This window comes from Microbulbifer sp. NBRC 101763, assembly GCF_040371615.1.
GTDB lineage: Bacteria > Pseudomonadota > Gammaproteobacteria > Pseudomonadales > Cellvibrionaceae > Microbulbifer > Microbulbifer variabilis.
This window is the reverse complement of record NZ_BAABQV010000005.1, coordinates 149,689-172,530: the sequence shown is the minus strand read 5'-3', so window position 1 is coordinate 172,530 and position 22,842 is coordinate 149,689. Positions and strand designations below refer to the sequence as shown.

The window sequence follows — 22,842 nt, the reverse complement described above, 5'->3', positions numbered from 1 at the left end:
AAGTGGCAGCTTTTGAGTATACAGCCCTTGCGGCATCCGGTCGGAAGAGCAAGGGAACCCTTGAGGCGGATAGTGCCCGCTCCGCGCGCCAACAATTGCGTGCCAAGGGGATGGTACCCCTGGATGTGGCTCCTGCTACTGAGCAATCTGAAAAGAGTGCCGGTGGACTTATGTCTGGTAGCCCAGGCCTCAGCATTAAAAATTTGGCGCTGCTAACACGTCAGATTGCCACTTTGCTGCGTGCCGGTATTCCCCTTGAGGAGACGCTCGGGGCAATCGCCAATCAAACTCGTAACCAAAAAATTCGCAGGGTTGTTCTGGCGGTTCGAGGCAAAATCCTGGAGGGGCATAGTTTTGCTCTCGCCCTGGCGAGCTTCCCACGCGCTTTTCCAAAGCTCTACCGCGCCACGGTAGAGGCTGGTGAACACTCTGGTCATCTCGACGCAGTTCTGGAGCGCCTCGGTGACTACACGGAAGGCCAGCAGCAGTTTCGGCAAAAAGTTCAGCTGGCACTGATCTACCCAGCGGTGCTGGTGTTTATTTGTGTCTTGGTGGTGACCGGCCTGATGGTGTATGTGGTACCCGATGTGATCGAGGTATTTACTGGTACCGGCCAGGAATTGCCAGTACCTACCAGAATCCTGGTTACCCTGAGTGACTTCATCTCTGCCTGGGGCTGGTTGGTGCCCCCGGTATTAGGCGCCATCATCATAGGCATAGTCTTTCTGCTGAAGCGCCCGGCAATACGTTACCGTTTCCACCATCGCCTACTGGATTTACCGGTAATAGGGTGGATGGTACGTGGTGCCCAGAGCGCTCGCTACGTGGGAACCCTGGCCATCTTAACGGGGAGTAGCGTACCGCTGGTACAGGCCATGGGCATTGCCGGCGGAGTAATGAGCAATGATTTTCTGAAAGATAGATTGGAAGGCGCGCAGAAATCTGTGCGCGAGGGTGGTAGCCTGCACAGAGCGCTGGAAGATATCGGGTATTTCCCACCAATGATGGTTTACATGATTGCCAGTGGTGAATCCTCCGGTACCCTCGATGAGATGCTGCAAAGGGCGGCAGAGTCCCAGGAGCAGGATTTACAGGGTGCGGTTACCGCTTTTGTGAGTTTGTTCGAGCCCCTGATGTTGCTGGTGATGGCCGCTATCGTACTATTTATCGTGATGGCTATTATGATGCCGATTATGGGCATGAACGAACTGGCCATGTAAGGCTCAAAGAGAAGCCTTAGGGGCAGTGTCTCCTGTTAATCCTGATTCTGTCAGGGTTTCTCTGATACCTGCTGACTCGGGTGAAGGGGGATGCCTTCCTTGAAGTGAGTCAATATTTTAGAGTGGGGTCACGAAGGATATTGTGGCCCTTGGGGTTCCCAGCTTACGGCTGAACTTGGAGAAAAAAATGCAAAACCTAAGCAAAAATCGCGGCTTCACTCTGATTGAGGTCATGGTAGTGATCGTAATCCTCGGTGTCCTTGGCGCCATGGTCGTGCCCAGTGTACTCGGCAAGACTGGTGAGGCGCGTATGAAAGCAGCTCGCGTTGATCTGCGAGCAATCGAGACAGCGCTTGATATGTACCGTATGGATAACTTCGTTTATCCCAGCTCTGATCAGGGCTTGCAGGCACTGGTTTCCCGTCCGTCAGGTTTCCCGGAGGCCAAGAACTGGACTGAGCCTTACCTGAAGAAATCGCCGAAAGATCCTTGGGGTAATGAATACCAGTACATCAGCCCCGGCAGCTCTGGTCCCTTCGACCTGTTCTCCCTGGGTGCCGATGGCAAACCGGGTGGTGAAGGTGAGTACGCTGATATTTTTGCCGCTGACCTGTAAATCCGGTTCAAGCGACAACTGATGTACAGCCGGAAAAATCAACTGAAATTCACGCGTAACCGGGGCTTTACCCTGGTGGAGATCCTGGTGGTGATTGTGATCATCGCCTCTCTTGCCGGGATGGCGGTTATGTCTTTGGGTAGCTCCGGCGTGCGCGTATGGGAAGGTGAGGTTAGGCGTCTCTCCGCTTTGCTACAGTTGATCTCAGATCGCGCCTTGATCGATAAGAGCCACTATGGCGTGGTTTTGGAACCGGAATCCTACACTGTGGTGCGCTTTAATCCCGCCACCATGACCTGGCAGGCGCCGGATGCTGCTGCCGGTAAGCGCAGCCAGCGCTTCGCGCTTCACGAGCTCCCTCCCAATGTACGCCTTGAGGTGATTGCCGGGGCAGAACTTCCATCGACAGAGTCTACCGAGTTTGCCGAGGAGGAGAGTTCGGATGAGGAAAGCGCGAAGCCACATTTTGTCGCCTTGTCCAGTGGTGAGGTCCTGCCTGTGGAACTGGTGATGTACCTGGTTGATGAGGGTGACTTCGCTCGTGGCGCGACAATTACTTACAACAGCCTCTACGGTTTACAGCTGGAATGGCAGGCTGATGAATTTTAGTGCGCAACGATTTTCTGCCCAGCGGGGATTTACCCTGGTGGAGGTCCTGGTTGCATTAGTGATATTTGGGGTAATCGCAGCCAGTGTGTTGCAGGCCATGCAGCGCAGTGTGCGCCAGCAACGCATTATGGAAGAGCGGCTCGCTGCCAACTGGGTGGCACAACAAATACTTTCCCAAGTGCGATTGCAAACACCCTGGCCACCCGTCGGTGAGCAAAAGGAGGAGGTGACCTTTGCTGAGCGGGAATGGGAAGTGACCGCAAGAGTTGAAGCAACCAGTGAAGAGCGCCTTCGCCATATCACCATCGAAGTGGGCTATCCCGATGCGGAGAACCCGACTCTGACACTGGATGCCTGGGCGGCACAGGAGTAGCTGCAATGATGATCCGCCAACTAAAAGCGCAGTCTGGTTTCACCCTGGTCGAAGTAATGGTTGTGCTGGTATTGGTAGCTATTATCAGCGTCGGCTCCTTCTCCCTGCTGGATATTTTTAGAAGTACAGACCATGTAGTTGAGCAGCGTGCGGAGGAATTACGCCGCTTTTCTATGGCTTTATACCGCCTGGAAGATGATCTTCGCCAGCTGACGGCAAGGCCGATCAAGAATGCCTACAGTGGCTATGAGCCAGCACTGCGCGGGGATGAAGATGAATTCGAGTTTACCCGACTGGGCGCGGCCAATCTGACTGCTGAGCCCAGAGGGGAACTGCAGCGCCTTGGGTACAGCATTGGCTACCCGGAATCCGACGAGCGCGATTCTTTCAGCACTACAGAGGAGGAAGATCCAGGCGCGCTACTGCTGCGAAGCCGCTGGCAGGTGCTGGATCGGGGGCCGGATTCCGAGCCTATTGTTGAGCCCCTGATGATGGGGGTTGAGAGCCTTACCCTGCGCTATTTCGACCCAGAGAGCGAAGCGTGGGTTTCGCAATGGCCCCCGGCTTCCAATGACAATAACCCACCTAATGGCGCAGACCCCCGCTTACCTAAGGCCATTGAGTTTGTCTTACTCACCAGGCAGTACGGTGAGATTCGCCGGGTTTTTCCTTTCTCCACCGTAGAGCCCCCTGGTTCTCAACCTGGTGGGGGCGATTAATCATGTGCGAAGAGAGGCGACTGTGAAGATCCTTGGTGGCCAGCGAGGTGTTGCACTTATTACTGTCTTGTTGGTGATGGTGATTGCTATTGCCTTGGTCTCTCATGCGATCGTTCGAGATCAAATATCCATTAATCGCAGTGGCGCATTGCTTGCCAATACCCAGCTGGCCGAGTTTGTTGAGGGGGCCGAAGCCTGGAGCCGGGTGGCACTGCTGAAAGACTTTGAAGAGGATAAGGAAGCCGAGGAAGCAGCGGACCACGCTCTGGAGGCCTGGGCTTCTCCAGCGTTGCAATTCAATCCCGATAACGGAAAAATTCGTATTAATATCAAAGACTTAAATTCATGTTTTAATGTCAATAATCTTGTTGATAGGTCGGCTAATGACCAGTTTGATATTTTTCGTAGATTGGTGAGTAATGTCACTGGTAAACCGGAGTTGGCGGTGATTATTGCCGATTGGGTGGATGACGACGATACACCGCGCTCGTCCGCAACCGAAGATGACGGCTATCTCGGTAGGGATATCTCACACCGTACTCCGGATACCTCGATCAGTGATGTTTCTGAATTGTCTTCAGTACAGGGAATAGAAGCCGAGGATTGGCAAAAACTTGCTCCTTTTCTCTGTGCATTGCCGGAAACCGGATCCAAGATCAATATCAATTTTGCCTCCCAAGAACTGGTAGAGGCGATTGACCCTTCAGCAAGTATTTCGAAACTGGAACAGCTTCGTGAATCGGGAGAGGTCTTTAGTAACTCTGGGGACTTATCCTCAATCAATATCACCAAGACAGATTCGTTTGTATTCCATAGCCAGCACTTTCTGGCGCGTATCGCTGTCCAATTGGGAGATGGCGAAGACCACCGCCAGTACTGGGAGACTGTGCTCCGGCTTGAGGAAGGCGGAGAAGTAACGGTGAAAGTAGTGCAGCGCCAACGCCGGACATTTTCCGGTGCAATGATGCAGGAGCTACTCGACTATGACGGCACGGCAGAAGAACGAGAGTAGGTAGTCAATAAGATCGTATGTTTAAAAAGAAAAGCCTGAATGAAATAGGCATGCCTGCGGATCCACCAAAGCCATCGCTGGTAATGCTGAGACTCACTGAAAATGCGGATAGAAAGCTCACACTCCATCAGTGGCAGGGGGGTGCCTGGCAGCCTGCTGCATTAGATGATGAATTTATTGCGGCTTTTACCCCTGAATTTGAAACTTCAGAGTTCTCTCAGGAAACTGCTCCCTTGAGCTTTGCCGATGGGGCCAAGGCCTTGTTGTTATTACCTGGCAACTGGGTGTGGAGCGGTGTGGAAACTATTCCCAAAGCAGCACGACGGCAGGCCAATGCCATTGGCTATATGGTGGAAGAGCATCTGGCGGAGGACGTTGAAGATTTGCATTTTGTCTGTACGCCACAGAATGGTGATCTCTGCAGTGTCTATGCCATAGCCAAAGATAAAATGGAAGCGCTACACAGCCAGGTTGAGCGCTTGCAGTGGCCGCTGGTGGCTGCGGTTGCTGAATATCAGCTACTCGGTCTGCTCGAGGGCGATCTTGCTCTATGGCTAGATGGAGAACAGGCGCATATCTGGCAAGACAGTGGGCAGGGGCTTTCAATTCGCCGTGAATACCTGCAGCCGATGCTCAGTTCCTTACTGGGGGAAAGCGAACCCTTAGAAGAATCTGAGCAAGTAGAGGATGAAGCTGAGGAGAAAAGCCTGCTGCTCTTGGGAGCGCAAGAGAGTGATAACCTGCTTGTAGGCGAACTGGAGACGCTATTTGCTGATCGTCTACAGCGCAACCAGCGAGCCCCGGAAGAGGTTTTTCTGGAGCGCTTTAAAGCTGGCAAGCTCAGTAGTTTATTGAGCGGCGACTACCAGCTTTCAGGGGGAGAAGTTGAAGGAGCCTGGTGGCTGAAACCAGCAAAAGTTGCCACTTTTTGTTTTGCCGCCCAACTGCTGTTCTTTGTGGGGGCAGGGGCTTATTTCCAGTGGCAGGCTGGGAAGGCCGAAGAGCAGGCGCGCACCATGTTTACTGAATTGTTTCCCAATACCCGACCCTCCGCGCAAATGCGCCGTCAGTTGGATGGTTTTCTTAAGAGTGCGGGCAGTCAAGGCGGCGCCTTTACCACACAGATGCAACAGCTGAGTAAGGTGTGGACAGAGCAACGGGGTAAGGAACTCAAGTTGCAATCCCTGCGTTTTGATGGCCAGCGGGGTGAAATGGTGTTGCAGTTACAGGCCTCTAACCTGGCGGATCTTGATACATTTGTTAGTAAGTTGTCTGGTAACGGCTTAAAAGCTGACTTACTCGGGGCCAATGAACTGAAGAAAGGTGTATCCGGACGGGTGCGCGTGCGCTGATAGTGACATATTGATGTGCAGAATAAGATTGGTAGTTATTGAAGCATGAAAGAACAAATTGAACAGTGGAAACAGAAGTGGCAGGCACTGTCTTCCAGTGACCAGCGCGCTCTCGCTCTTCTCGCTGTTTTTGCTGGGGGCCTGTTTATAGTCTACGGCCTCTACAGTCCTGCCAAGGGCTTTTTTGAGGAGTCTCGCAGTCGCGCTGAAGAAGCCCAGGAGCTAGTGCAATGGATGGAGTCCCAGCGTCCGGTACTTGCCCGGATCAAGCCTAATAGTTCCGCTGGCAATGCGTCGGGCACTCTTTTGCAAAGGGTGACCACTGCGGCAAAGAACAACCGGATTACCATTAAGCGCTTTGAGCCGGAGGGGGAGAATCGTATCCGCCTCTGGATTGAGGAGGTGCGTTACCAGGATCTGCAGCCATGGCTCAACCAGCTGATGAAAGAGAAGCTATCGGTGCGTACTATCAATCTGGATGCGCTCGCTGAGCAAGGTATGGTCTCCGCTCGCCTGACAATAGAAGGATAATCCTATCTGCTCCCGCTTAAGCCGCCAGTGATCACTGTCGGTTTTTAGCGGGAAGACTTTCCCAGCATACCTCTGTAATGAATACCTTTTGGGTAGGGCGTTCTGCTCCTCATCCCGGATTTTCGGCCCACAAGCATATAGATTTAGCCGGAATAGCCGCTAAAGGCCCTATACTGAAGTGTGAAAGAGGAAATAGGTGCCACTATGCTTTTTAAAGATGTAACTACCAAGCATTTGGTTGAGGTGGCTGACGTTGTCACGCTTTCAAATCCCTATGAGTTAACTGTGGTTGGCCGCTATCTCTGGGGTGAGGAGATCCAGGATCCAGAGGTTTTCGACAAAACTGACCTGTGCTTTCTGTCTGGTGAGCCGCTGCCTCGTTGCTGGCACGATAGTCGTTATCGTGAGAAGGAGGTGCGCCGTTTGCGCTGTGGCACTCACGCCCAGGAGGATGGTGACTACTATCAAGGGGCGTGAATAGTTAGTCATGTCCGGGGGGAGCGCTGGCTGACCGTATTCTGGCAAGCCTTATCAGTAGTCACTAAGCACTGTACAATGCGCGCCAATTTTTTAAGTGAAGATCCGCATGACTTTTGAGCAGTTTGAAGAGTATTCCCTGTGGTTGGGAATCGGCGCACTTATCATGTTTATGGTGTTTATCGTCTGGAACCTCGCTAAGGATTCCAAGGCGGGGAGGTTCGGAACCTTTATCCTGTTTTTGGCACTGGGTCTCGGATTGCTTGGATTTATTATAAAAACAGTACTGGTTGAAGTGCTTGGGATAGGGTAGGGACTTTTATGTCACTATATACCCAATCTCCCAGGGAAGGTCGCAATGCCACTATTTGATCGCCCTGAACTGAAGGTTCAGAAAGACCGACGTATTTGTCGCGCCACTGATATGCGTATCGCTAAATACAGCCGGCGGGGTATGCTGCTCTCCCTCTGTGCCTTCCTGATTGCCGCCACAATCGGGGATATGCGCCTGGAAGCACCGCGCCTTTTACTGATCCTGGGTGGGGGCTTGGTGATACTCACCCTGATCAGGGGCTACTACGTATTCCGCTTCGACTCCCTTTACAGCGCGGGACCGAACCGCTGGCGAAACCATTATTTCTTCGTCTCTATTCTTGGCTCCATTTGGTGGGGTTTGACACTGTTTTACTTTGTCTACCTGATGGGCTTTGCGCCTGAAACGCACTTTCTGTGGATCTACTCGGTTATATTCTGCTCAAGTGTGACTACGGTATTTTCTCCATATCATCGTTTTCTCACCTGGTTTACTGCCACTTCTCTACTGCCAGCGGCTCTGATGGCTCTGTTCTCGGGAATGGTCCTCGGCACAATTTACGGCACCCTGACCCTTGCTTTTATTTGGCTTACTGCACACCAGGGGCGGCGCGAATCAGAAAATTACTGGGAGCGACTGTCGGCCATGCAGGAGCTACAGCAGCGTGCCAGCAGTCTGGCTGCCGCGCGCAAGCACTCAGAAGCTGCGGTGGAATTGACTAACGAGTTTATCGTTAATATCGGTCAGGAGTTTCGCAGCCAGCTATCAGATGCTCTTGGCGCAATGGCATTATTGGAAGCGGAGCCTCTCAGCGACCGCCAGCGGGAGTGGGTTGAGCTTGCCAAAACCGCCAATAGTCAGCAGCTCAAGCTGGTGGATAATGTTGGGTTATTCACTCGAGTGGCGCGAAAGGATATCCGCCTGCGCCAGGGACCTTTTAATCTGGTCAAAACCATCGAGAAATCTTTTAAGTTTGCCGCCCGCTCCGCCCACGGCCAGGATTTGGAGTTCAATTTCCAGATTGATGACAATCTGCCAGTAATGGTTACCGGGGATAACCGCAAGACGGCCCAGCTAATTCGTAATTTGGTAGATTCAGCAACAGGTATTGCCCAGCGCGGTGAGTTATGGGGGGAAGTTAGCTTTACGCCAATCACGACAGTGGAAGGCCAGTTGAATATTACCCTGATGGATGACGGGCGTGGTGAGATTCTCCCTGATGAAAGCGAATTGTTCGGTGCTTTCTCACGAATGGACACCACTCAGGTTACGACCGGCCTGGGTTTATCGATTGCCAAAGGGCTGGCAGAAGCGATGGGAGGCTACCTGCAATTGCACTCGACTCCCGATGGCAATCGCTATCAAGTGGTAATCAAATTCGATATGGAGCCGAACCAGCGCACTTACCTGACCCCGGATCGCCGTCTGCAGGATAGCGAAGTATTGCTGATTCACCAGAAGGGCCTGTTTATTTCCGGGCTGGTGCAGGTATTGCGCTCGTTTGGTATGGATGTGAAATCCCTGCGTTGGTGTGAAGGTTGCGAGTGCGAGGTACAGAAGCTGCTTAAGCTGGCTTTGGAGCGCAATCAGCTGGTAATCCTGGTGCCGGCGATGGGAGATGACACGCTCTTTAACTCGTTAACGCCGTATATGTACAAGGCACACACTGAAGGCAAGGAGTGTCCGGTGATCTGCCTGGGTGGGTTTGGCCAGAAGTCCTCCTTTGCCCAGCTACAGCACGCAGTACCTGCTGCTCAGTACCTCGGCCGTCCAGTGACTCGCAAAGAGTTACATGACGTAATTGTCGAGCGCATATTTGGTGGAATTAAAAAAACTACACGCAGAGTAGTAACTGGGGGGGCTGATCAGCCACGTCAATATTCACTGTTATTGGTAGAGGAGTCCCGTCCACACCAGTGGGTGACAGAGGAAATGCTGCAGGCCTTAGGCTATCAGGTGGATGTTGCAGGCAATGGGGATGAGGCCCTTATTCGCCTCTCCGAAGGCCACTATGACCTGGTGTTGGTAGATTGCCAGCAAAATACTGACCACAGCGCGGAAATTATTGAGATGTTGCGCCGCTGGGAAACTGAACACCGGCCCGACGATCGATTGCCAATTGTTGCCCTGACCAGTACTACTGAAGAGCAGTTTGAAGGGCGCTGCTTAGCCGCCGGAATGGACGACTACCTGACAAAGCCTTTAAGTAAAGATTTACTGAGAGAAACCTTAGCCCGTTGGCTTGGGAGTGCGTAAGTCTAAAAAAATCCAGCTGCGGTTTGTTAAGCAGGCTGGAAGTAAAAAAGCCGCGGCAACTGCCGCGGCTTTTTTATGATTAGAATTCGTAGCGAATTCCCATGCGTGCACTCCACAGCGAGGCGTCGGCGACTCGGGTTTGGCCAGCAGGATCATTGAATTCATTGAAAACAAAACGCCCCTGATCATCTATGCTGGCATCAACGGCAGCTTGGAAGCGGGGGAAGGCACCCTCGTACATTACTCCCCAATCATCGTTCAGTAAGTTGCCCAGGTTCTCGATAACAAAGAAAGCATTGAGTCGGTTGTCAGCGCGCCAGCCAGGCAACTCCTGGTCAATACGCAGATCGAACTTAGTCCACCAATCGCTGCTGAGGGAGTTGCGCTCCATAGTACCGCTGTCCAGGTCTTCAGAGTCGACCCAGGCGAAGAATGCCTCTGTATCGAAGTCATCCCCAAAGACAACATTCGCATCGCCCATGCCTGTTGGAACGTAGAGTAGCCCACGGCCCCTGCCGCCATCACCGAAGATACGGTCAGAGAAAGTATAGGAATAGGGCACACCTTCGTTAGCGCTACCGAAGAGGGTAAAGCGAGTCTCATACCCAGAGAAAAACTCCTGGGCGTAATCCAGCTTCAAAGTGAATCGGTGCGGAACTACATAGTTTGAAGTAGCCGTACCCGGGTCCTGGGCATCTACCGTGGCGATGGTGGTGTAGTTTGAGTAGGCTACAGAGCTGGTCATGGGGTTTACGTCTTCAGCATCGGTATAGGCGTAACCCACTGCTACATTCAGGCCGAAATCGAAAGATTTACTGAGTCCTAATGAGAAGACGCTGGAGTAGCCAGAATCGCCGTCAACATTGGTGAGCATATAGTCGCCCCTGCGACCATTGGTGTTAGCGTAAACCGCACGGCCATCGACGGTACTACTCACCTGCTCCAGTGACAGGTCCCGAATAATGGCTGCATCCTTATAATCACTATAGAGGTAATCGGCAGAGAGCAAATAGCCAGATTCAAACTCATAGCTACCGCCAATTGCATATTTCCAAACCGATGGAACTTCAAAATCCGGATCCATCATATTCACACCACCTAAAGTGCCATCTCCACTGGCTACCTGATCATATAGGGACTGTGGTACATCAAAAATTGGGGCGCCGTTGCCAGCCCAGTCCATATCAAATAATGGCGTGCCGCTGCCATCACTCGCTTCAATTTGTATAACGCCATTGTTGGAGTAATTATTGGAAATCCATACATTCGGATTGCCGCCAGAGTAAAGGCCAATTCCACCATGTAGCTCCAGGTTATCATCAACATTCCAGCTCAAGCCCAGTCGGGGTTGCAGAAGGTCGAGGCCGTCCATGGTGTGTTGGTTGGAAAAGCCATAGGCTGCTGCGAAATCTGTATTAGCGACAGGTCTGTCGTCACTACTGTAGCGATCGTAGCGCAGGCCGGCTACAACTGTGAGGTCAGCGTCAGCAAAAGTGTATTCATCCTGCACATAGAGAGTGTCGATGCTGTAAGCAAATTCAGCTGCGGCATCCAAGATATTATTGGTACCCGTGGCATTCTCGTAGATGATCAAGTCGGCAACGCCCTGCTCAAAATTTTCAATGCTACTGAAGCGATATTCACCAGCGGCCTCCTGGATGAACAGGTTGTAAATATCGAAGTTTTCGTGCTCGTAGCCAGCTGTAAGGTTGTGTTCACCTAAAAGGAGCTTGCCGGCGAGCTTAAAGGTCAAGTTGTCATAGCTCAGTTTATTTGCGTGGCGGGAATCATCAGCACCCAGATAAACGGTTGCATCTGTATCACTGCCATCGTTGTCATGGTCATAGGAGGTGCTGATCTGTACTTCACCAAAATCGGTACCTCCCAGGGAATTTTGGCGGTTATCCAGTTCGGAATAACCAATCTTCATTTCAGTAGAGAAGATATCGCTCCAGTCTGAGAAGAGCTGTACTACATAGGCGTTCAGCTCTGCGCCGCGCTCATAGTAGTGATTGGACAGCTCCAGCTCATCTGGATCTCCATCGGCCTCAGCGATAGAAAAGCCATCGTTGTAGTTGTAAGTAAATGCTGCGCGATGGTTTTCAGAGATGTTCCAGTCGAACTTAACCAGCAGCTTCTCGTCCTCCTCTGGAAGGCTGCTGGGCAGACCACCTGGGTTGTAGCCGTATACTTCGTTGGATATACGCACAATTTCATCCAGTTGGGCTTGGGATACGCCCTGGACTTCAGTTGCGGCACTGCTTCCAGCGGGCCCCCGGTCAAAAGTAGCTACGCCTTCAAGCTTCTCATAAGCAGCAAAGAAGAACAGTTTGTCCTCAATAATGGCGCCACCTAGAGTAGCGTTGTAACGCTTCTCATCAAACTCGGCTACGTTAATGTCCTCACCTTCCAGGGAGTCCCCACGAAAGCCATCATCGGTGTAGTCATAGAAAAAGGAACCGTGCCATTCATTAGTGCCAGACTTGGTCACAGCATTAATGTTACAAGCGCTGAAGCTTCCGTACTGTACATCAAACGGTGCGAGCTCTACGGCCACCTGGTCGATAGCGTCATAGGAGAAGGGCATGCGCTCGGTTGGGTAGCCATTACTGTTCAAGCCGAAATTGTCATTCATACGCACGCCGTCAACAGTCAGGCTGTTGAAGCGTGGGTTGGCGCCGGCGCATTGGACTGAATCTGCGTTGGCCTCGTCTATATAAACACGAGGGTCTAGGCGCAGCAGGTCCTTGATGTCACGACCGCCAGCAGGCGCACTTTTCAGGTCGTCGCTGTTGAAGTGGGAAGAGGGACCTACTGCAAGCCGTGAACTGCTCAAAGCTTGGCCAAGCACGCTCACCTCCTCAAGATTGGATGAACCCAGGGTTAGCATTAGCGGCAGGGTATCGCCTACCGATAAGTAAATGTCCTCGAGTACCCGTTTGCCTTGGCCGGATTCAACGGTCACCGTGTAAGGGCCGCCAACACGCAGACCACTCAAATTAAACTGACCGGACTCCCCCACTTGCGCTACACGACGGCTGTTAGACGGAGTATGAATCACCGTTACTTTCGCATCGCTTATTACTTCGCCACCGCTGCCAGTAATAGAGCCGCGAATAGCTGCGGCTGTTTCCTGTGCATGGGAAACATGTGAAGTGCCAATCGCGGAGATAATTGCAGCGGATAGGCACATGCGCCGGAAAATGGAAGGTTTCATAACTAAGTCCTGGTCTTAAAAAAGAGCCAACAAAGTGGCTTTGAGAGTACTGGTTGTAATCGGCTCCCGAGACACTTTCCCCAGGTCCCGGCCAGTGAGCTTTTTAGCGGGTGATATTTAAGGACTGGTTAACGATTTGTTGCAGTTCTGTAACGATTACGGAAGAGGTTGGCTATAGATGCCAAGTTGTCACAAACTCTCATTAAAGTTGGCGACAAAATACTGCAATGGAAAAATCAATGAACGGGCTGGTTAATGTCTTTCGAGTAGCGCTACTCCTGCTCAGTACTCTCGGGCTGAATAATAAGGCTGTTGCCTGGGGGGATGATGGGCATCGGGTAGTGGGTGAGATTGCCTGGCACTACCTGGAGCCTCAGGTGGCTGGTGAAGTTCAGCTGCTTTTGCAAAGAGCAAATGAGCCGGACTTGGCTGAGTCAGCAACTTGGGCGGATCGTATCCGCTCTAATGAACAATACGACTGGGCCGCTCCAATGCACTACATTAATTTGTCCAAAGAGTGGACCAGTTATGTTGAGGCCAGGGATTGCCCGCCTGCGGGCTGCATCCTCAAGGCAATCAAGCAGTTCTCGCAGATTTTAAATGATAGAAACAGAAAATCAGAGGAGCGTGCAGAAGCCTTAATGTTTATCGCTCATTTTGTCGGCGATCTGCATCAGCCACTCCATACAGGCCTGTATTCAGATAAAGGTGGCAATGATGTCCAAGTCCGGTTTTTAGGTATTGACACCAATTTACATGCCCTATGGGACATACATTTAGTATCCAGGATAGTTTCCGATTGGCACAGTTATGCAAAAGAGCAAACAGAAAAGATAAGCGCAGCCCAGCGCCACTTGTGGCAATCCACAACAGAGGCCCAGTGGGCTCGGGAATCCCACCAGTTAGCCCACAAACTCGCTTATACGAGTGAATACGAATTAGGAGAAAAGTACTTCCTGCGTTGCCAGGAATCTGTGGAAATGCGCCTGCAACAAGGTGGAGTGCGTTTGGCCGCAGTGTTGAATAAAGCCCTTGGTGAGAGAGGTATTAACATCGCAGACAATTAATGCTTGAAATGTTGTAAAGCTTGGCTATCAGCACTTCCCATTGCCTTAGTTTTGATCGTGAACTGATTGTTCCTGTTTGATTATGCTAATAATCTAGTAATACAGCTCCCCTGCAATTGTCAGCTGGGGAGCTGGCCAAGCACAACAAGGTGGAGTTAAAGTGATTATGAAAACTCAGGCGAGAAACCTGGCCCGAATAGTCGGGGTACTTGTTATTTTAACTTCGATCGTGCACTGGAAGTCTTTTTTCATAAGCATCAGTATGTTCGGAACATCACCCGGCGTGGCCAGTTTGGGGTTACTGCTGCTGGCACTCGCTATCTTTAGCGCTGTGGGCCTACTGGCATACAAGGGGTGGGGTTTCCTTGTCTTTTATTGCTTTGCCCTGCTTGCAACCATAGGTTTTTCGATACCCCTAATACCATTTGTCGCAAGTTGGTTTCCGTTGGCAGTCCGGCCATGGGTGATGATCGCGATCAACATTTTCATTCTCATCGCAATACTTGCCGCACACTCAGAGTGGCGTAAGTCTCGTGCTGCAGGAGAAGGGGATAGTTAGGCGCCCCTTTTTAACTAGGGGACATTATGTCCCTTGGATGCAACCCATATCCGATACCACTGTTCCCGGGATAATTCGAGTTTTAGTGAATCCACAGCAGCTTTCAAGCGATCTATTTTTCCTGAGCCGATAATAACCAATGGATTGGCTGGCAGTTGTCTAACCCAGGCGTAAATCACCTGGTCGAGACTTTTGGCACCAATTTCTTCCTTGAGTAATTCAAGTTCACTAAGCACTCTTTGAGCCTGTATATCGCCTCCACTGAGTAATCGTCCCCCTGCGAGACAGGACCAAGCCATAGGGCGTATCCGATGCATTTGCAATTGATCCAGGGTGCCATCATGGGCCACGGAAAAGTTAAGCGGATTTATTTCAACCTGATTGGTTACTAATGGCACTTCCAGCCGTGACTGCAGCAAGGCAAACTGGCTCGGTGAAAAGTTGGATACTCCGAAATGCAGGACCTTGCCAGCTTTTCGGAGCTTGGTAAAAGTTTCTGCAACTTCTTCAGCTTTCATCAAGACATCCGGTCGGTGGAGCAGAAGAACATCAAGGTAGTCTGTCCCCAGTAGGGAAAGGGAGTTATCAACGGACTCTATTATGTGTGTAGAGCTGGTATCGTAGTGGTTAACCTTTCGAAGGGGGAATTTGGCTGAGCACAACTTGATATTGCACTTGGTCACTATTTGAATCTGCCCTCGCATACCCGGCTGCAGTTTTAATGTTTCGCCAAAGAGTTGCTCACATTCATAGTCACCATAGATGTTGGCGTGATCTATGGTAGTAATTCCCAAGTCTACGTGTTGTTCAAGGAAGCTAAGGCGTTGCTGGGGTTTCATTTCCCAGTCAGCCAATCTCCAATAGCCCTGAACCAGTTCGGAGAGGTATGGGCCCTGGGGGCGTGTGATACTTTCAGCCATCAGCATTCCTGTCAAAGATCAAAAATCTTGATTATGCCTGAACTATGCATGCTTAACAGGAATCCAGAGCGGCATTAAGCCAGTAGTGTCACCAGGGCACAATTTCCCATCGGTAGAGTAGGCCACTGCGTACATCTGGAGAACCGGGAGTAGCCTTATGGTCAAGAGTTGGTTCAAGTGTGTGGTTTGTAAACGTTAGGTCTATAAATACTTAAGCCCTGTATTTATGGGAGCTGTAACTGTGTCAAAAATACTGATTCCAATCGCTGATGGTAACGAAGATATCGAGGCTATTGCCATCTACGACATTTTGAGCCGAACTGACGCGAAACTGACTTTGGCATCAATTATGCCGAGTAGGCGTGTAACCACCCTGCGTGACCTTGTCATTGAGGCACCCAGCAGCCTAGAGGAATGCCTGGATACTACTTGGGATTTAATTGCGCTACCGGGAGGCAAGGAGGGGGCGGAGCATATGCATGACTCGGAGCCTCTAATGAGGCTAATCCAAAAGCAAATTGAGTCTGGGCGCTGGTTAGGAGCAATCTGTACCGCTCCTGTAATCGTACTTGGTAGACATGGCCTAATAACTGATTTCAAAGCAACTTGTTATAGGACTTTCCGTCGTGAACTCAGTCAATATGTGAGGGAGACTAGCGACCAACGAGTGGTGGTTGATCGAAACCTAATCACTAGTCAATCTCCAGGTACTGCGATAGAGTTTGCTTTTCAACTAGTCACCTGCTTGTTTGGGGAGGAGCAATCAAAATCGATTGCTCAAACTGTGAATGTTTATCTACCGCCGGAATAACTGCATCGATTTTAGTTTGTGCACATAGCTTTTTATTGAGATGGTATATTCGTATCTCATGATTACTTGCTGCCATACGCTATTTTTATGCGGTCTTCACTAAAAAAGCAGAAAGGGCTGTGGGGACAACTGGTTTCAATGTGCTGAAAAGGGATATCCAGGCTTTGTAATTCTCGCAGAAAGCTAGTGGTGTAATTTGCAGGTGCATCCATGGTACCTGTAAAGAATACTAAATCCATAGGCATTTCTTCGCGTTTTTTAGACCACTGGCTTACCTGGAACCAGGGGAGTGGCTGTTGAAGTCAGTTTCAGAGACAAACATTTGCTCGACGATGCTGGGGCGGGTGCTCTTAAGGGTACTTCGGCTGTGGATGGCGCCATCCCAGGAGATTATCTTAGAGAAATACTCAGAAATTTGAAACCAATTTTCGTTGCCCCAAATCCTCCCATTGAAAACCCCTGAAGGACTCTGTGTTCCCGTCCCTTTATGCTGAGACTAATTGGTTGGTTTGCTTTAAGTTAGTTTTTGATTTTCGGAAAATATAAATAACAACCAGAGAGAGAGAAAATAATACAAAGGTCAGTATCAGCCCTCGTATCATAATAGGATCGTATTGCTCCTGGAAAAGAGAGAGAACACGAGTTAGCCCATTAAAGAGGAAATAAAGTGAGGCTGGTACAAGAATTATCCAATCCCGGCGGAAAGTTCCTATTGCCGTAACCACAGCTAACATAAGTAGAGGAGCACCGAGTGTGCGCACATTAGTCAGGCCATAGTCTGAGACGGCATTAAACCCACTGGCTTCGCTAATTGAGCCGGGAAAAAATATACAGGCTATAGCTGCAGAGGTGAAGATAAAAACAAAAATTGTAGAAATTATTTGTGCAAAGCGTATCACGGTGCTTCCTTTATAGTATGTAAACGAAAAACGACTTGGTCTGCTATGTCTGTTATTTCCCTTAAGTATAAATATTGAGTTCCTTCATGTTTCTTGTGCAGTGTTGGTGCGGGCCACGTGTTCTTACTGTACAAATAGCGTATCTAAAAAATGACGGATACTTGGCTGGCTGATTTGGCTTTCGCCGCTCACAATAAGAGAACATAAATAATGCTCAGTAATTTTTGCCATGGCCAAAAACCTTGGCGAAGACTTTTTGAATTCTCTTTGTTAATACGTTCTATATCGATGGACCCCAAGATTTTCATGGCTGTCTTCTGTACTGTAGAGCCCCATTAAAGACATAAGATTGATATATGTCAACTAAAATCTTAAGGGCTTTCTTACCGTTTTCGTTTGTTGTAACAAACAAGGTGTTTGGGATAACGATGGATGTGTAGTCAGTAGAGTGTAGTCTTGCCACATATTGCTGTTTGCGTTCAAAGCCTGGCTTGACCAAAAGGTCAATTTTGAGGTAGTTGCTAGGTGGTTTCTATCTTTTTGTATAGGTAGGTGGTTCTAGAGGCAGGTTCCTATCAGTGGATTCAAAATAGTTAAAAGCTTATTTATGTAGGCTATAAATGAATGGTTGCTTTCCCGGTATTTTAATTTTGGTATGGTTATAATTTTGCACAGGAATTTCTTTCAATAATAATTATTTTGCTTGGCTTTCAGGAGCTTCACTAAAAACCGTGAGGTTATGGCAACTTAAGTATCCAGTACTTCTGACCTCTTGAAAGGGCACAAACACGTGAGGTATCGATTGGGGTTTGATAAGTTGCGAGGGTAATGATATCTAGCGGTAAAAGTTTCTTTAATTGGTACGCAACAAAATTGGGCTAACGCCCCCTTATCAGACCGGCCAGTTCCGCTAGTTGTTTTAGAGGTCAGTCTGTTTAACAATGGTGACAAAATTAAGTACACAAACCCTCTCAGATTTATATCTCTGAGTGATAATTAACAATAATGTAGTCGGTGTACATACATGGAATTGGTAAGCCTGCGCCGAAGCCTTGGGTTAGTCGGCATCTTTCTAATTTTGGCCCTCCTTACAAGTGGATGCTCTAAATCACCAGAGAGCACAGTTGCCAATCGTGCAGCTCTGGGTGAGCGCGCACTTTCCCTGACACCAGCTGATTCTGATCTTGCAGAAATATATATTCGGACCTGTCGTAGCTGTCATGGTACCGGCGCTAGTGCCGCGCCTTTAACCGGCGACTTGGATAACTGGAAGCCACGTATGGATAAGGGAATGGATATATTGGTAGATAATGCTATCAATGGTTTTCAGGGGATGCCCCCGCTAGGCCTTTGCTTTGAATGCTCACCAGAGCAGTTTGAGCAGTTGATCGCTTTTATGGCTACGGCGGAGTAGGGAAGTATGCATCAATCACGTCGCCGTTTCGTCACTACCCTGGCTGCCGGATCTGCAGCTTTTGCAGCATCCCCAATATCATCAATAGCGCGTACTTTAGTCCAGGCAGCTGATGCTGCTAAACCCCGTAAGATTCGCTGGCGAAACTGGTCGGGGTCCCAGGAGTGCATACCCGATAGGCGCCTGGCACCAAAAAATATTACTGAATTACAGGAAATAGTGGCGGAGGCTAGTGGTACTGTGCGTGCAGTGGGTGCTGGTCACTCTTTCACTGCGCTGGTGCCAACAGAAGATACGATAGTTTCTCTCGGTCGTATTAGCGGACTATCTGACCACAATGCCGAAAACTCCCAAGCCACGGTCTATGCGGGCACACGGATAGCAGATATTGGCCAGCCTCTGGAGGAAGTAGGGCAGGCCTTGATTAACCAGCCAGATATCGATGAGCAAACCCTTGGCGGATGCCTGGCAACCGCCACCCATGGCACCGGTGCGAATTTGGGTTGCATGTCCAGTAATGTTACTGGTCTGGAAATGGTAATGGCCGATGGTGATATCCTCTGGTGCGATGCAGAGAATAACCCGGAGGTGTTTTCTGCGGCCAAGGTTTCCCTGGGGTGCCTTGGCTTGGTGACCAAGGTGCGTATGCAAAATCAGCCCAGCTATCGCTTACGCCGTGAGTCCTGGGTGGCGCCTATGCAAGAGATTTTGGATCAAGCTGAATCGCTGGCGAACTCTAATCGAAACTTTGAGTTCTATTACATCCCTTTCTCCGGGATGTGCATGGCTGATTCTCATCAGCTCACAGAAGAGGATATCTTTTCCACTGAGCGTGAGGATACCAATGAAGCAGTGATGACTCTTAAGAGTGTAAGAGACTGGCTGGGCTGGTCCCCCAAGTTGCGCCGATTTGCCTTGCAGTCCGCCATGGAAGACATTGAAAAGGAAGTAGTAGTGGAGTCCTCCTGGCGTAACTATGCTAGCGAACGCAATGTCCGCTTTAATGAGATGGAATACCACCTGCCCAGGGAGGCAGGCTTAGCGGCATTTGCTGAGATTCAAAGCACTATCGAAGAAAACAACCTTAATGTTTTCTTTCCTATCGAGGTCCGCTTCGTTAAGCAGGATGATATCTGGCTGAGTCCTTTCTATCAGCAGGATTCTATTTCGATAGCCGTTCACCGTTACTTTGAAGAGGATCACCAGCCACTGTTCAAAGTGCTGGAGCCAATTATGCGTAAGTATGGGGGCAGGCCGCACTGGGGAAAGTTAAACACTTTGGAGGGGGGGGACTTCGCTAAGCTTTATCCACGCTGGCAGGACTTTATGAAAGTTCGCCAAGAATTGGACCCCAGCGGAAAGTTCCTGAATTCCTACTTAAAATCACTAATTGCTTGATGTTTTTTGACAACTCTTCTATTCGGGCAAAATGCTGATAAATTATTTTTATTAAATGATCTTGTAGCGATTGCCCTAAAGGCCAAAAGGAAAATATTTTGGATAGCAAGCGCCGAAAATTGTTGCTTGGGGGAGTGGTTCTGGGAGCTGCCGCAGCGGTACCCATGTTGCGGCCAAAAGCCTTGGGGCAGGGTGGGCATAGTGAGTATTTCGAATCAATTTCCAGAGCCCTGCACAAAGCTGGCATGTCGAGTCCGACCATGGTGGTTGACCTCGATCGATTAAAGAACAATGCCGATACATTGTCGAGCCACCTTCAGGGGAATTATGATTTCCGTATTGTTGCAAAGTCATTGCCCGCACTTGGCTTACTGGAAACAGTAACCAGGCGAACCGGTACACAGCGGATCATGGTATTTCACTTGCCATTCTTACGGCAGCTTGCTCAGGCCCAGCCATCGGCGGATATCCTGCTGGGTAAACCCTTACCGATAGCTGCTGCCAAGGATTTTTATGCGAAACCGACAGGCAACAGTTTTGATCCTAGTAAACAGTTGCAGTGGTTGATTGATAGCCCCCGCCGATTACAGCAGTATGCTGAGCTGGCCAATAGCCTTGGGCAATCACTGCGTATCAATATTGAACTGGACGTTGGCTTGCACAGGGGAGGGGTTTCTAGTGATCAAGCTCTTACTGAAATGCTCAATATTATCCAGAGAGAGCAGGGATTGGAGCTTGCGGGGTTTATGGGCTATGACGCCCATGCTGCCAAGATGCCGGGTTTACTGGGTGGCCCTGATAAGGCAATAGATCGGGGGCTCAATATCTACTCGCAGAGATTGGAGCAAGCAAAACGGCAGCTAGGTGCTGTATTTCCATCGGAACTCACGTTAAATGGCGCGGGGAGTCCGACTTACCAGCTGTACCAGTCCAGGAGAAATACTGCTCCCTGCACCGAGCTTGCGGCTGGCTCTTGTCTGGTCAAGCCAACGGATTTTGATATTCCCACACTATCGGATCATATCCCTGCAGCGTTTATTGCGAGCCCAGTGCTCAAAAGGTTACCTCATACCCAGATACCGGGAATAGAAAACCTTACCGGTGCAATGCGTTGGTTGAACCCAAATCGTGCTCAGACCTTTTTTATTTCGGGGGGTTACTGGAAAGCACTACCTGAGTCTCCCGCTGGATTATCAATAAACCCTATTTATGGCCGCTCTACAAATCAGGAAATGCTAAATGCCTCTGACAGGGTGACCTTAGTGGAAGATGACTGGGTTTTCCTGCGCCCAACTCAAAGTGAATCAGTATTTCTTCAGTTCGGTGATATTGCAGTATATGACAGGGGAGAGATAGTGGATCGCTGGCCTGTATTGAGTAACAGCTAAACCTTAATAATTGATTAGAATATATTTAGCTATGTGTAGATAGCTAATTTTTAGCAGATCTTTATAAAAATAATTATCGGAGAATTTACATGATATTTGTAATAGTTTTAGTATTAAATACCATCTGGTTTCTTATGGGATTTAATGTTTTTTCATTACGAGGAAAGATCTTTGCCAAGCTGGTAGTGCCCAGGGAGCATAGGGATACCCCCGTCTTTGGTATCTTAGCTGAATCTGGAAAGTTTCTCGGTGGTTTCAACTTTTCCCTGGCCTTCCTCAATATTTTGCTGTTAATTAATCTCTCTACTTTTTCAGGTGATATTCAGAGGGCAGTACTGTTACTTGCTTTTGCAGTCACGCATGGCTCACAGTTTATTTACAACGTGCCTGTTGCTCTTCAAAATCGTAGTGGTGGAGGGGCCTGGCAGGTTAAAGGGGTAATGCGCTTTATTTTTATTGTTGACTTTCTAATGATGCTGCTAAACCTCTTTGTCGCGATTTGGTATTACTTATAACTTGTATATTTGAGTAAAGGAAGTTTTCTTGTTGGATGAGATTCTATTAACGGAGGAGTTGTAGTTCCTAATTCTGGTAAATATACGGTTGGTTAGATTATATAGAATAACTATGGGTCATGGATCAGGGATATGAGTGTGACACTATTAAACCGAGAGAAGCTACTGGATAGCTGTCGTAATTGATGCCAGTATGGCCAAAGTCATACCAGTATCAACCTATAATCTTGAATTGTGATATAGAGTCTTAGGATCACTAATCTTCCGTTCAATATATCATTAACTATGGGTATCAGTGGGCCCTGAAAAAGCAATGAAACTGAGTAGTCTGCAAACAGAGCTGACGTCGGCCGCAACGGACATTATATTGGCCCTGATCGCATTAGTGGCACTGATTTATTTGGTTCGATATAGCCCAAAGGGCGGTAGGAAGTATCTGGCCTGGAAATTTTTTTTCTTTCTGACAATTGTTGTCACTGTATTGGCCGCAACAATTCATGGTTTAGAGTTGTCGGTGCAGCTAAGTCAGAGGCTCTGGAGAGTCTTATTTTTCTTTCTTGGTTTATTTCTAATAGCATTTACCACTGCAATTTGCTTTGATCTATTAGGCGAGAAGGCGACGCAAAAAGTTTTACCTTATATTCCGCTCATCGGGATTGCCTTCTATGTTGTTACTTTATTGTGGCCTGAAGGGTTTCTTGCTTACGTGATTTATCAATTCTCTATTACATTTATTATTATATTTGGATATGGCAGGTTAGCCTGGCTGAATAAGTTAAATGGAAGTTGGTATATGGCACTGGGTGGCTTGCTTTCATTAATTGCCATATATATTCAAACAAAAGATTCACTATATATTACGTTAATCTGGGATTTTGACCATAATGGGATTTATCATATGGTGCAAAGCGTAGCGGTTATTCTCTTCTTTTTAGGTATTAGAAGGGCACTCCTAAACAACCAGTAGGTTCTTAAAAGTATTGTATATAGTTGATTGCCTTATTTGAGCGAGCAGAGCTTTGGAAGAGATACCGTTTTGGTTGATATTGTCTCTATGTATAGCGGCCTATTGCTCAAGAGGTTAGGTGCTTCGTATGTTAACAGCTAAAGTTTCCTGTTGAAGTTGATCTCTGTATTATACGGCATAAGTAGCAGAGCTCATGAACGTCGTTGGAA

Annotated in this window: 22 protein-coding genes; 19 read left to right on the top strand and 3 right to left on the bottom strand. The window is 49.1% G+C overall.

What is annotated here, in order from left to right; translation table 11 throughout:
- The first annotated feature begins 2 nt into the window (after positions 1–2).
- The 11 genes from gspF to ABWV76_RS13565 all read left to right on the top strand — a co-directional run bounded on the left by gspF (position 3) and on the right by ABWV76_RS13565 (position 9,478).
- Positions 3–1,220 (top strand): type II secretion system inner membrane protein GspF, encoded by a 1,218-nt coding sequence (gene gspF, locus ABWV76_RS13615; RefSeq protein WP_020412896.1) that lies wholly within the window; start codon positions 3–5, stop codon positions 1,218–1,220.
- Positions 1,221–1,407: 187 nt separating this feature from the next.
- Positions 1,408–1,836, top strand: coding sequence for a type II secretion system major pseudopilin GspG (gspG, locus tag ABWV76_RS13610; RefSeq protein WP_020412895.1), 429 nt, complete (start codon positions 1,408–1,410; stop codon positions 1,834–1,836).
- A 21-nt stretch (positions 1,837–1,857) separates the two neighbouring features.
- Positions 1,858–2,445 carry a type II secretion system minor pseudopilin GspH gene (gspH, locus tag ABWV76_RS13605; protein ID WP_020412894.1) on the top strand — a complete coding sequence of 196 codons (588 nt, stop codon included), beginning with the start codon at positions 1,858–1,860 and terminating at the stop codon, positions 2,443–2,445.
- Positions 2,435–2,818, top strand: coding sequence for a type II secretion system minor pseudopilin GspI (gspI, locus tag ABWV76_RS13600; protein ID WP_020412893.1), 384 nt, complete (start codon positions 2,435–2,437; stop codon positions 2,816–2,818). The genes gspH and gspI overlap by 11 nt, the downstream gene beginning before the upstream one ends.
- 5 nt (positions 2,819–2,823) lie before the next feature.
- Positions 2,824–3,537 (top strand): type II secretion system minor pseudopilin GspJ, encoded by a 714-nt coding sequence (gspJ, locus tag ABWV76_RS13595; protein WP_353376245.1) that lies wholly within the window; start codon positions 2,824–2,826, stop codon positions 3,535–3,537.
- 22 nt (positions 3,538–3,559) lie between these two features.
- Complete coding sequence (gspK, locus tag ABWV76_RS13590; RefSeq protein ID WP_353376244.1) at positions 3,560–4,549, top strand: type II secretion system minor pseudopilin GspK; 990 nt, start codon at positions 3,560–3,562, stop codon at positions 4,547–4,549.
- A 17-nt stretch (positions 4,550–4,566) separates the two neighbouring features.
- Positions 4,567–5,901 carry a type II secretion system protein GspL gene (gene gspL, locus ABWV76_RS13585; RefSeq protein ID WP_353376243.1) on the top strand — a complete coding sequence of 445 codons (1,335 nt, stop codon included), beginning with the start codon at positions 4,567–4,569 and terminating at the stop codon, positions 5,899–5,901.
- 45 nt (positions 5,902–5,946) lie between these two features.
- Positions 5,947–6,432: a type II secretion system protein M gene (locus tag ABWV76_RS13580; protein ID WP_020412889.1), complete on the top strand. Its 486-nt coding sequence runs from the start codon at positions 5,947–5,949 to the stop codon at positions 6,430–6,432.
- A 204-nt stretch (positions 6,433–6,636) separates the two neighbouring features.
- Positions 6,637–6,909 (top strand): hypothetical protein, encoded by a 273-nt coding sequence (locus ABWV76_RS13575; RefSeq protein ID WP_020412888.1) that lies wholly within the window; start codon positions 6,637–6,639, stop codon positions 6,907–6,909.
- 109 nt (positions 6,910–7,018) lie between these two features.
- A complete protein-coding gene (locus ABWV76_RS13570; protein ID WP_020412887.1) occupies positions 7,019–7,222 on the top strand; it encodes a DUF2788 domain-containing protein in 204 nt (67 codons plus the stop codon).
- Between the two features lie 45 nt (positions 7,223–7,267).
- Positions 7,268–9,478 carry a hybrid sensor histidine kinase/response regulator gene (locus ABWV76_RS13565; protein ID WP_020412886.1) on the top strand — a complete coding sequence of 737 codons (2,211 nt, stop codon included), beginning with the start codon at positions 7,268–7,270 and terminating at the stop codon, positions 9,476–9,478.
- A 79-nt stretch (positions 9,479–9,557) separates the two neighbouring features.
- Here ABWV76_RS13565 and ABWV76_RS13560 read toward each other — a convergent pair whose 3' ends face one another.
- On the bottom strand, positions 9,558–12,695 hold the full coding sequence (locus tag ABWV76_RS13560) for a TonB-dependent receptor (protein WP_353376242.1): 3,138 nt from the start codon (positions 12,693–12,695) through the stop codon (positions 9,558–9,560).
- Between the two features lie 239 nt (positions 12,696–12,934).
- On the opposite strand from ABWV76_RS13560, the gene ABWV76_RS13555 reads away from it, so the two are divergent.
- Together ABWV76_RS13555 and ABWV76_RS13550 are read left to right on the top strand one after the other, a co-directional pair.
- Positions 12,935–13,762 (top strand): S1/P1 nuclease, encoded by an 828-nt coding sequence (locus ABWV76_RS13555; protein ID WP_353376241.1) that lies wholly within the window; start codon positions 12,935–12,937, stop codon positions 13,760–13,762.
- Positions 13,763–13,922: 160 nt separating this feature from the next.
- A complete protein-coding gene (locus tag ABWV76_RS13550; protein ID WP_282953408.1) occupies positions 13,923–14,321 on the top strand; it encodes a hypothetical protein in 399 nt (132 codons plus the stop codon).
- Between the two features lie 14 nt (positions 14,322–14,335).
- Here the strand turns inward: ABWV76_RS13550 and ABWV76_RS13545 are convergent, their stop codons facing one another.
- A complete protein-coding gene (locus tag ABWV76_RS13545; RefSeq protein ID WP_353376240.1) occupies positions 14,336–15,241 on the bottom strand; it encodes an aldo/keto reductase in 906 nt (301 codons plus the stop codon).
- A gap of 241 nt (positions 15,242–15,482) precedes the next feature.
- Here ABWV76_RS13545 and ABWV76_RS13540 point away from each other — a divergent pair, with 241 nt between their 5' ends.
- Complete coding sequence (locus ABWV76_RS13540; RefSeq protein ID WP_353376239.1) at positions 15,483–16,052, top strand: DJ-1 family glyoxalase III; 570 nt, start codon at positions 15,483–15,485, stop codon at positions 16,050–16,052.
- A gap of 485 nt (positions 16,053–16,537) precedes the next feature.
- On the opposite strand, the gene ABWV76_RS13535 is transcribed toward ABWV76_RS13540, so the two are convergent.
- Positions 16,538–16,951 (bottom strand): hypothetical protein, encoded by a 414-nt coding sequence (locus ABWV76_RS13535; protein WP_353376238.1) that lies wholly within the window; start codon positions 16,949–16,951, stop codon positions 16,538–16,540.
- 1,024 nt (positions 16,952–17,975) lie between these two features.
- Between ABWV76_RS13535 and ABWV76_RS13530 the strand changes: the two genes are divergently transcribed.
- The 5 genes from ABWV76_RS13530 to ABWV76_RS13510 all read left to right on the top strand — a co-directional run bounded on the left by ABWV76_RS13530 (position 17,976) and on the right by ABWV76_RS13510 (position 22,633).
- Positions 17,976–18,365: a c-type cytochrome gene (locus ABWV76_RS13530; protein ID WP_282953413.1), complete on the top strand. Its 390-nt coding sequence runs from the start codon at positions 17,976–17,978 to the stop codon at positions 18,363–18,365.
- Positions 18,366–18,371: 6 nt separating this feature from the next.
- Complete coding sequence (locus tag ABWV76_RS13525; protein ID WP_353376237.1) at positions 18,372–19,763, top strand: D-arabinono-1,4-lactone oxidase; 1,392 nt, start codon at positions 18,372–18,374, stop codon at positions 19,761–19,763.
- 98 nt (positions 19,764–19,861) lie between these two features.
- Entirely contained in the window at positions 19,862–21,151 is a 1,290-nt protein-coding gene (locus ABWV76_RS13520) for a DSD1 family PLP-dependent enzyme (RefSeq protein WP_353376236.1), read from the top strand.
- A gap of 89 nt (positions 21,152–21,240) precedes the next feature.
- Positions 21,241–21,666 (top strand): hypothetical protein, encoded by a 426-nt coding sequence (locus ABWV76_RS13515; protein ID WP_282953417.1) that lies wholly within the window; start codon positions 21,241–21,243, stop codon positions 21,664–21,666.
- Between the two features lie 313 nt (positions 21,667–21,979).
- Positions 21,980–22,633 carry a DUF6962 family protein gene (locus tag ABWV76_RS13510; RefSeq protein ID WP_353376235.1) on the top strand — a complete coding sequence of 218 codons (654 nt, stop codon included), beginning with the start codon at positions 21,980–21,982 and terminating at the stop codon, positions 22,631–22,633.
- Positions 22,634–22,842: the final 209 nt, after the last annotated feature.

Coding starts and splice junctions, on each gene's coding strand:
- ABWV76_RS13545 (WP_353376240.1), bottom strand. CDS start 15,241: ATGGCTGAAAGTATCACACGCCCCCAGGGCCCATACCTCTCCGAACTG.
- ABWV76_RS13560 (WP_353376242.1), bottom strand. CDS start 12,695: ATGAAACCTTCCATTTTCCGGCGCATGTGCCTATCCGCTGCAATTATC.
- gspI (WP_020412893.1), top strand. CDS start 2,435: ATGAATTTTAGTGCGCAACGATTTTCTGCCCAGCGGGGATTTACCCTG.
- ABWV76_RS13575 (WP_020412888.1), top strand. CDS start 6,637: ATGCTTTTTAAAGATGTAACTACCAAGCATTTGGTTGAGGTGGCTGAC.
- ABWV76_RS13510 (WP_353376235.1), top strand. CDS start 21,980: ATGAAACTGAGTAGTCTGCAAACAGAGCTGACGTCGGCCGCAACGGAC.
- ABWV76_RS13515 (WP_282953417.1), top strand. CDS start 21,241: ATGATATTTGTAATAGTTTTAGTATTAAATACCATCTGGTTTCTTATG.
- ABWV76_RS13570 (WP_020412887.1), top strand. CDS start 7,019: ATGACTTTTGAGCAGTTTGAAGAGTATTCCCTGTGGTTGGGAATCGGC.
- gspL (WP_353376243.1), top strand. CDS start 4,567: ATGTTTAAAAAGAAAAGCCTGAATGAAATAGGCATGCCTGCGGATCCA.
- ABWV76_RS13525 (WP_353376237.1), top strand. CDS start 18,372: ATGCATCAATCACGTCGCCGTTTCGTCACTACCCTGGCTGCCGGATCT.
- ABWV76_RS13580 (WP_020412889.1), top strand. CDS start 5,947: ATGAAAGAACAAATTGAACAGTGGAAACAGAAGTGGCAGGCACTGTCT.
- gspG (WP_020412895.1), top strand. CDS start 1,408: ATGCAAAACCTAAGCAAAAATCGCGGCTTCACTCTGATTGAGGTCATG.
- gspH (WP_020412894.1), top strand. CDS start 1,858: ATGTACAGCCGGAAAAATCAACTGAAATTCACGCGTAACCGGGGCTTT.
- ABWV76_RS13565 (WP_020412886.1), top strand. CDS start 7,268: ATGCCACTATTTGATCGCCCTGAACTGAAGGTTCAGAAAGACCGACGT.
- gspJ (WP_353376245.1), top strand. CDS start 2,824: ATGATGATCCGCCAACTAAAAGCGCAGTCTGGTTTCACCCTGGTCGAA.
- ABWV76_RS13530 (WP_282953413.1), top strand. CDS start 17,976: ATGGAATTGGTAAGCCTGCGCCGAAGCCTTGGGTTAGTCGGCATCTTT.
- ABWV76_RS13555 (WP_353376241.1), top strand. CDS start 12,935: ATGAACGGGCTGGTTAATGTCTTTCGAGTAGCGCTACTCCTGCTCAGT.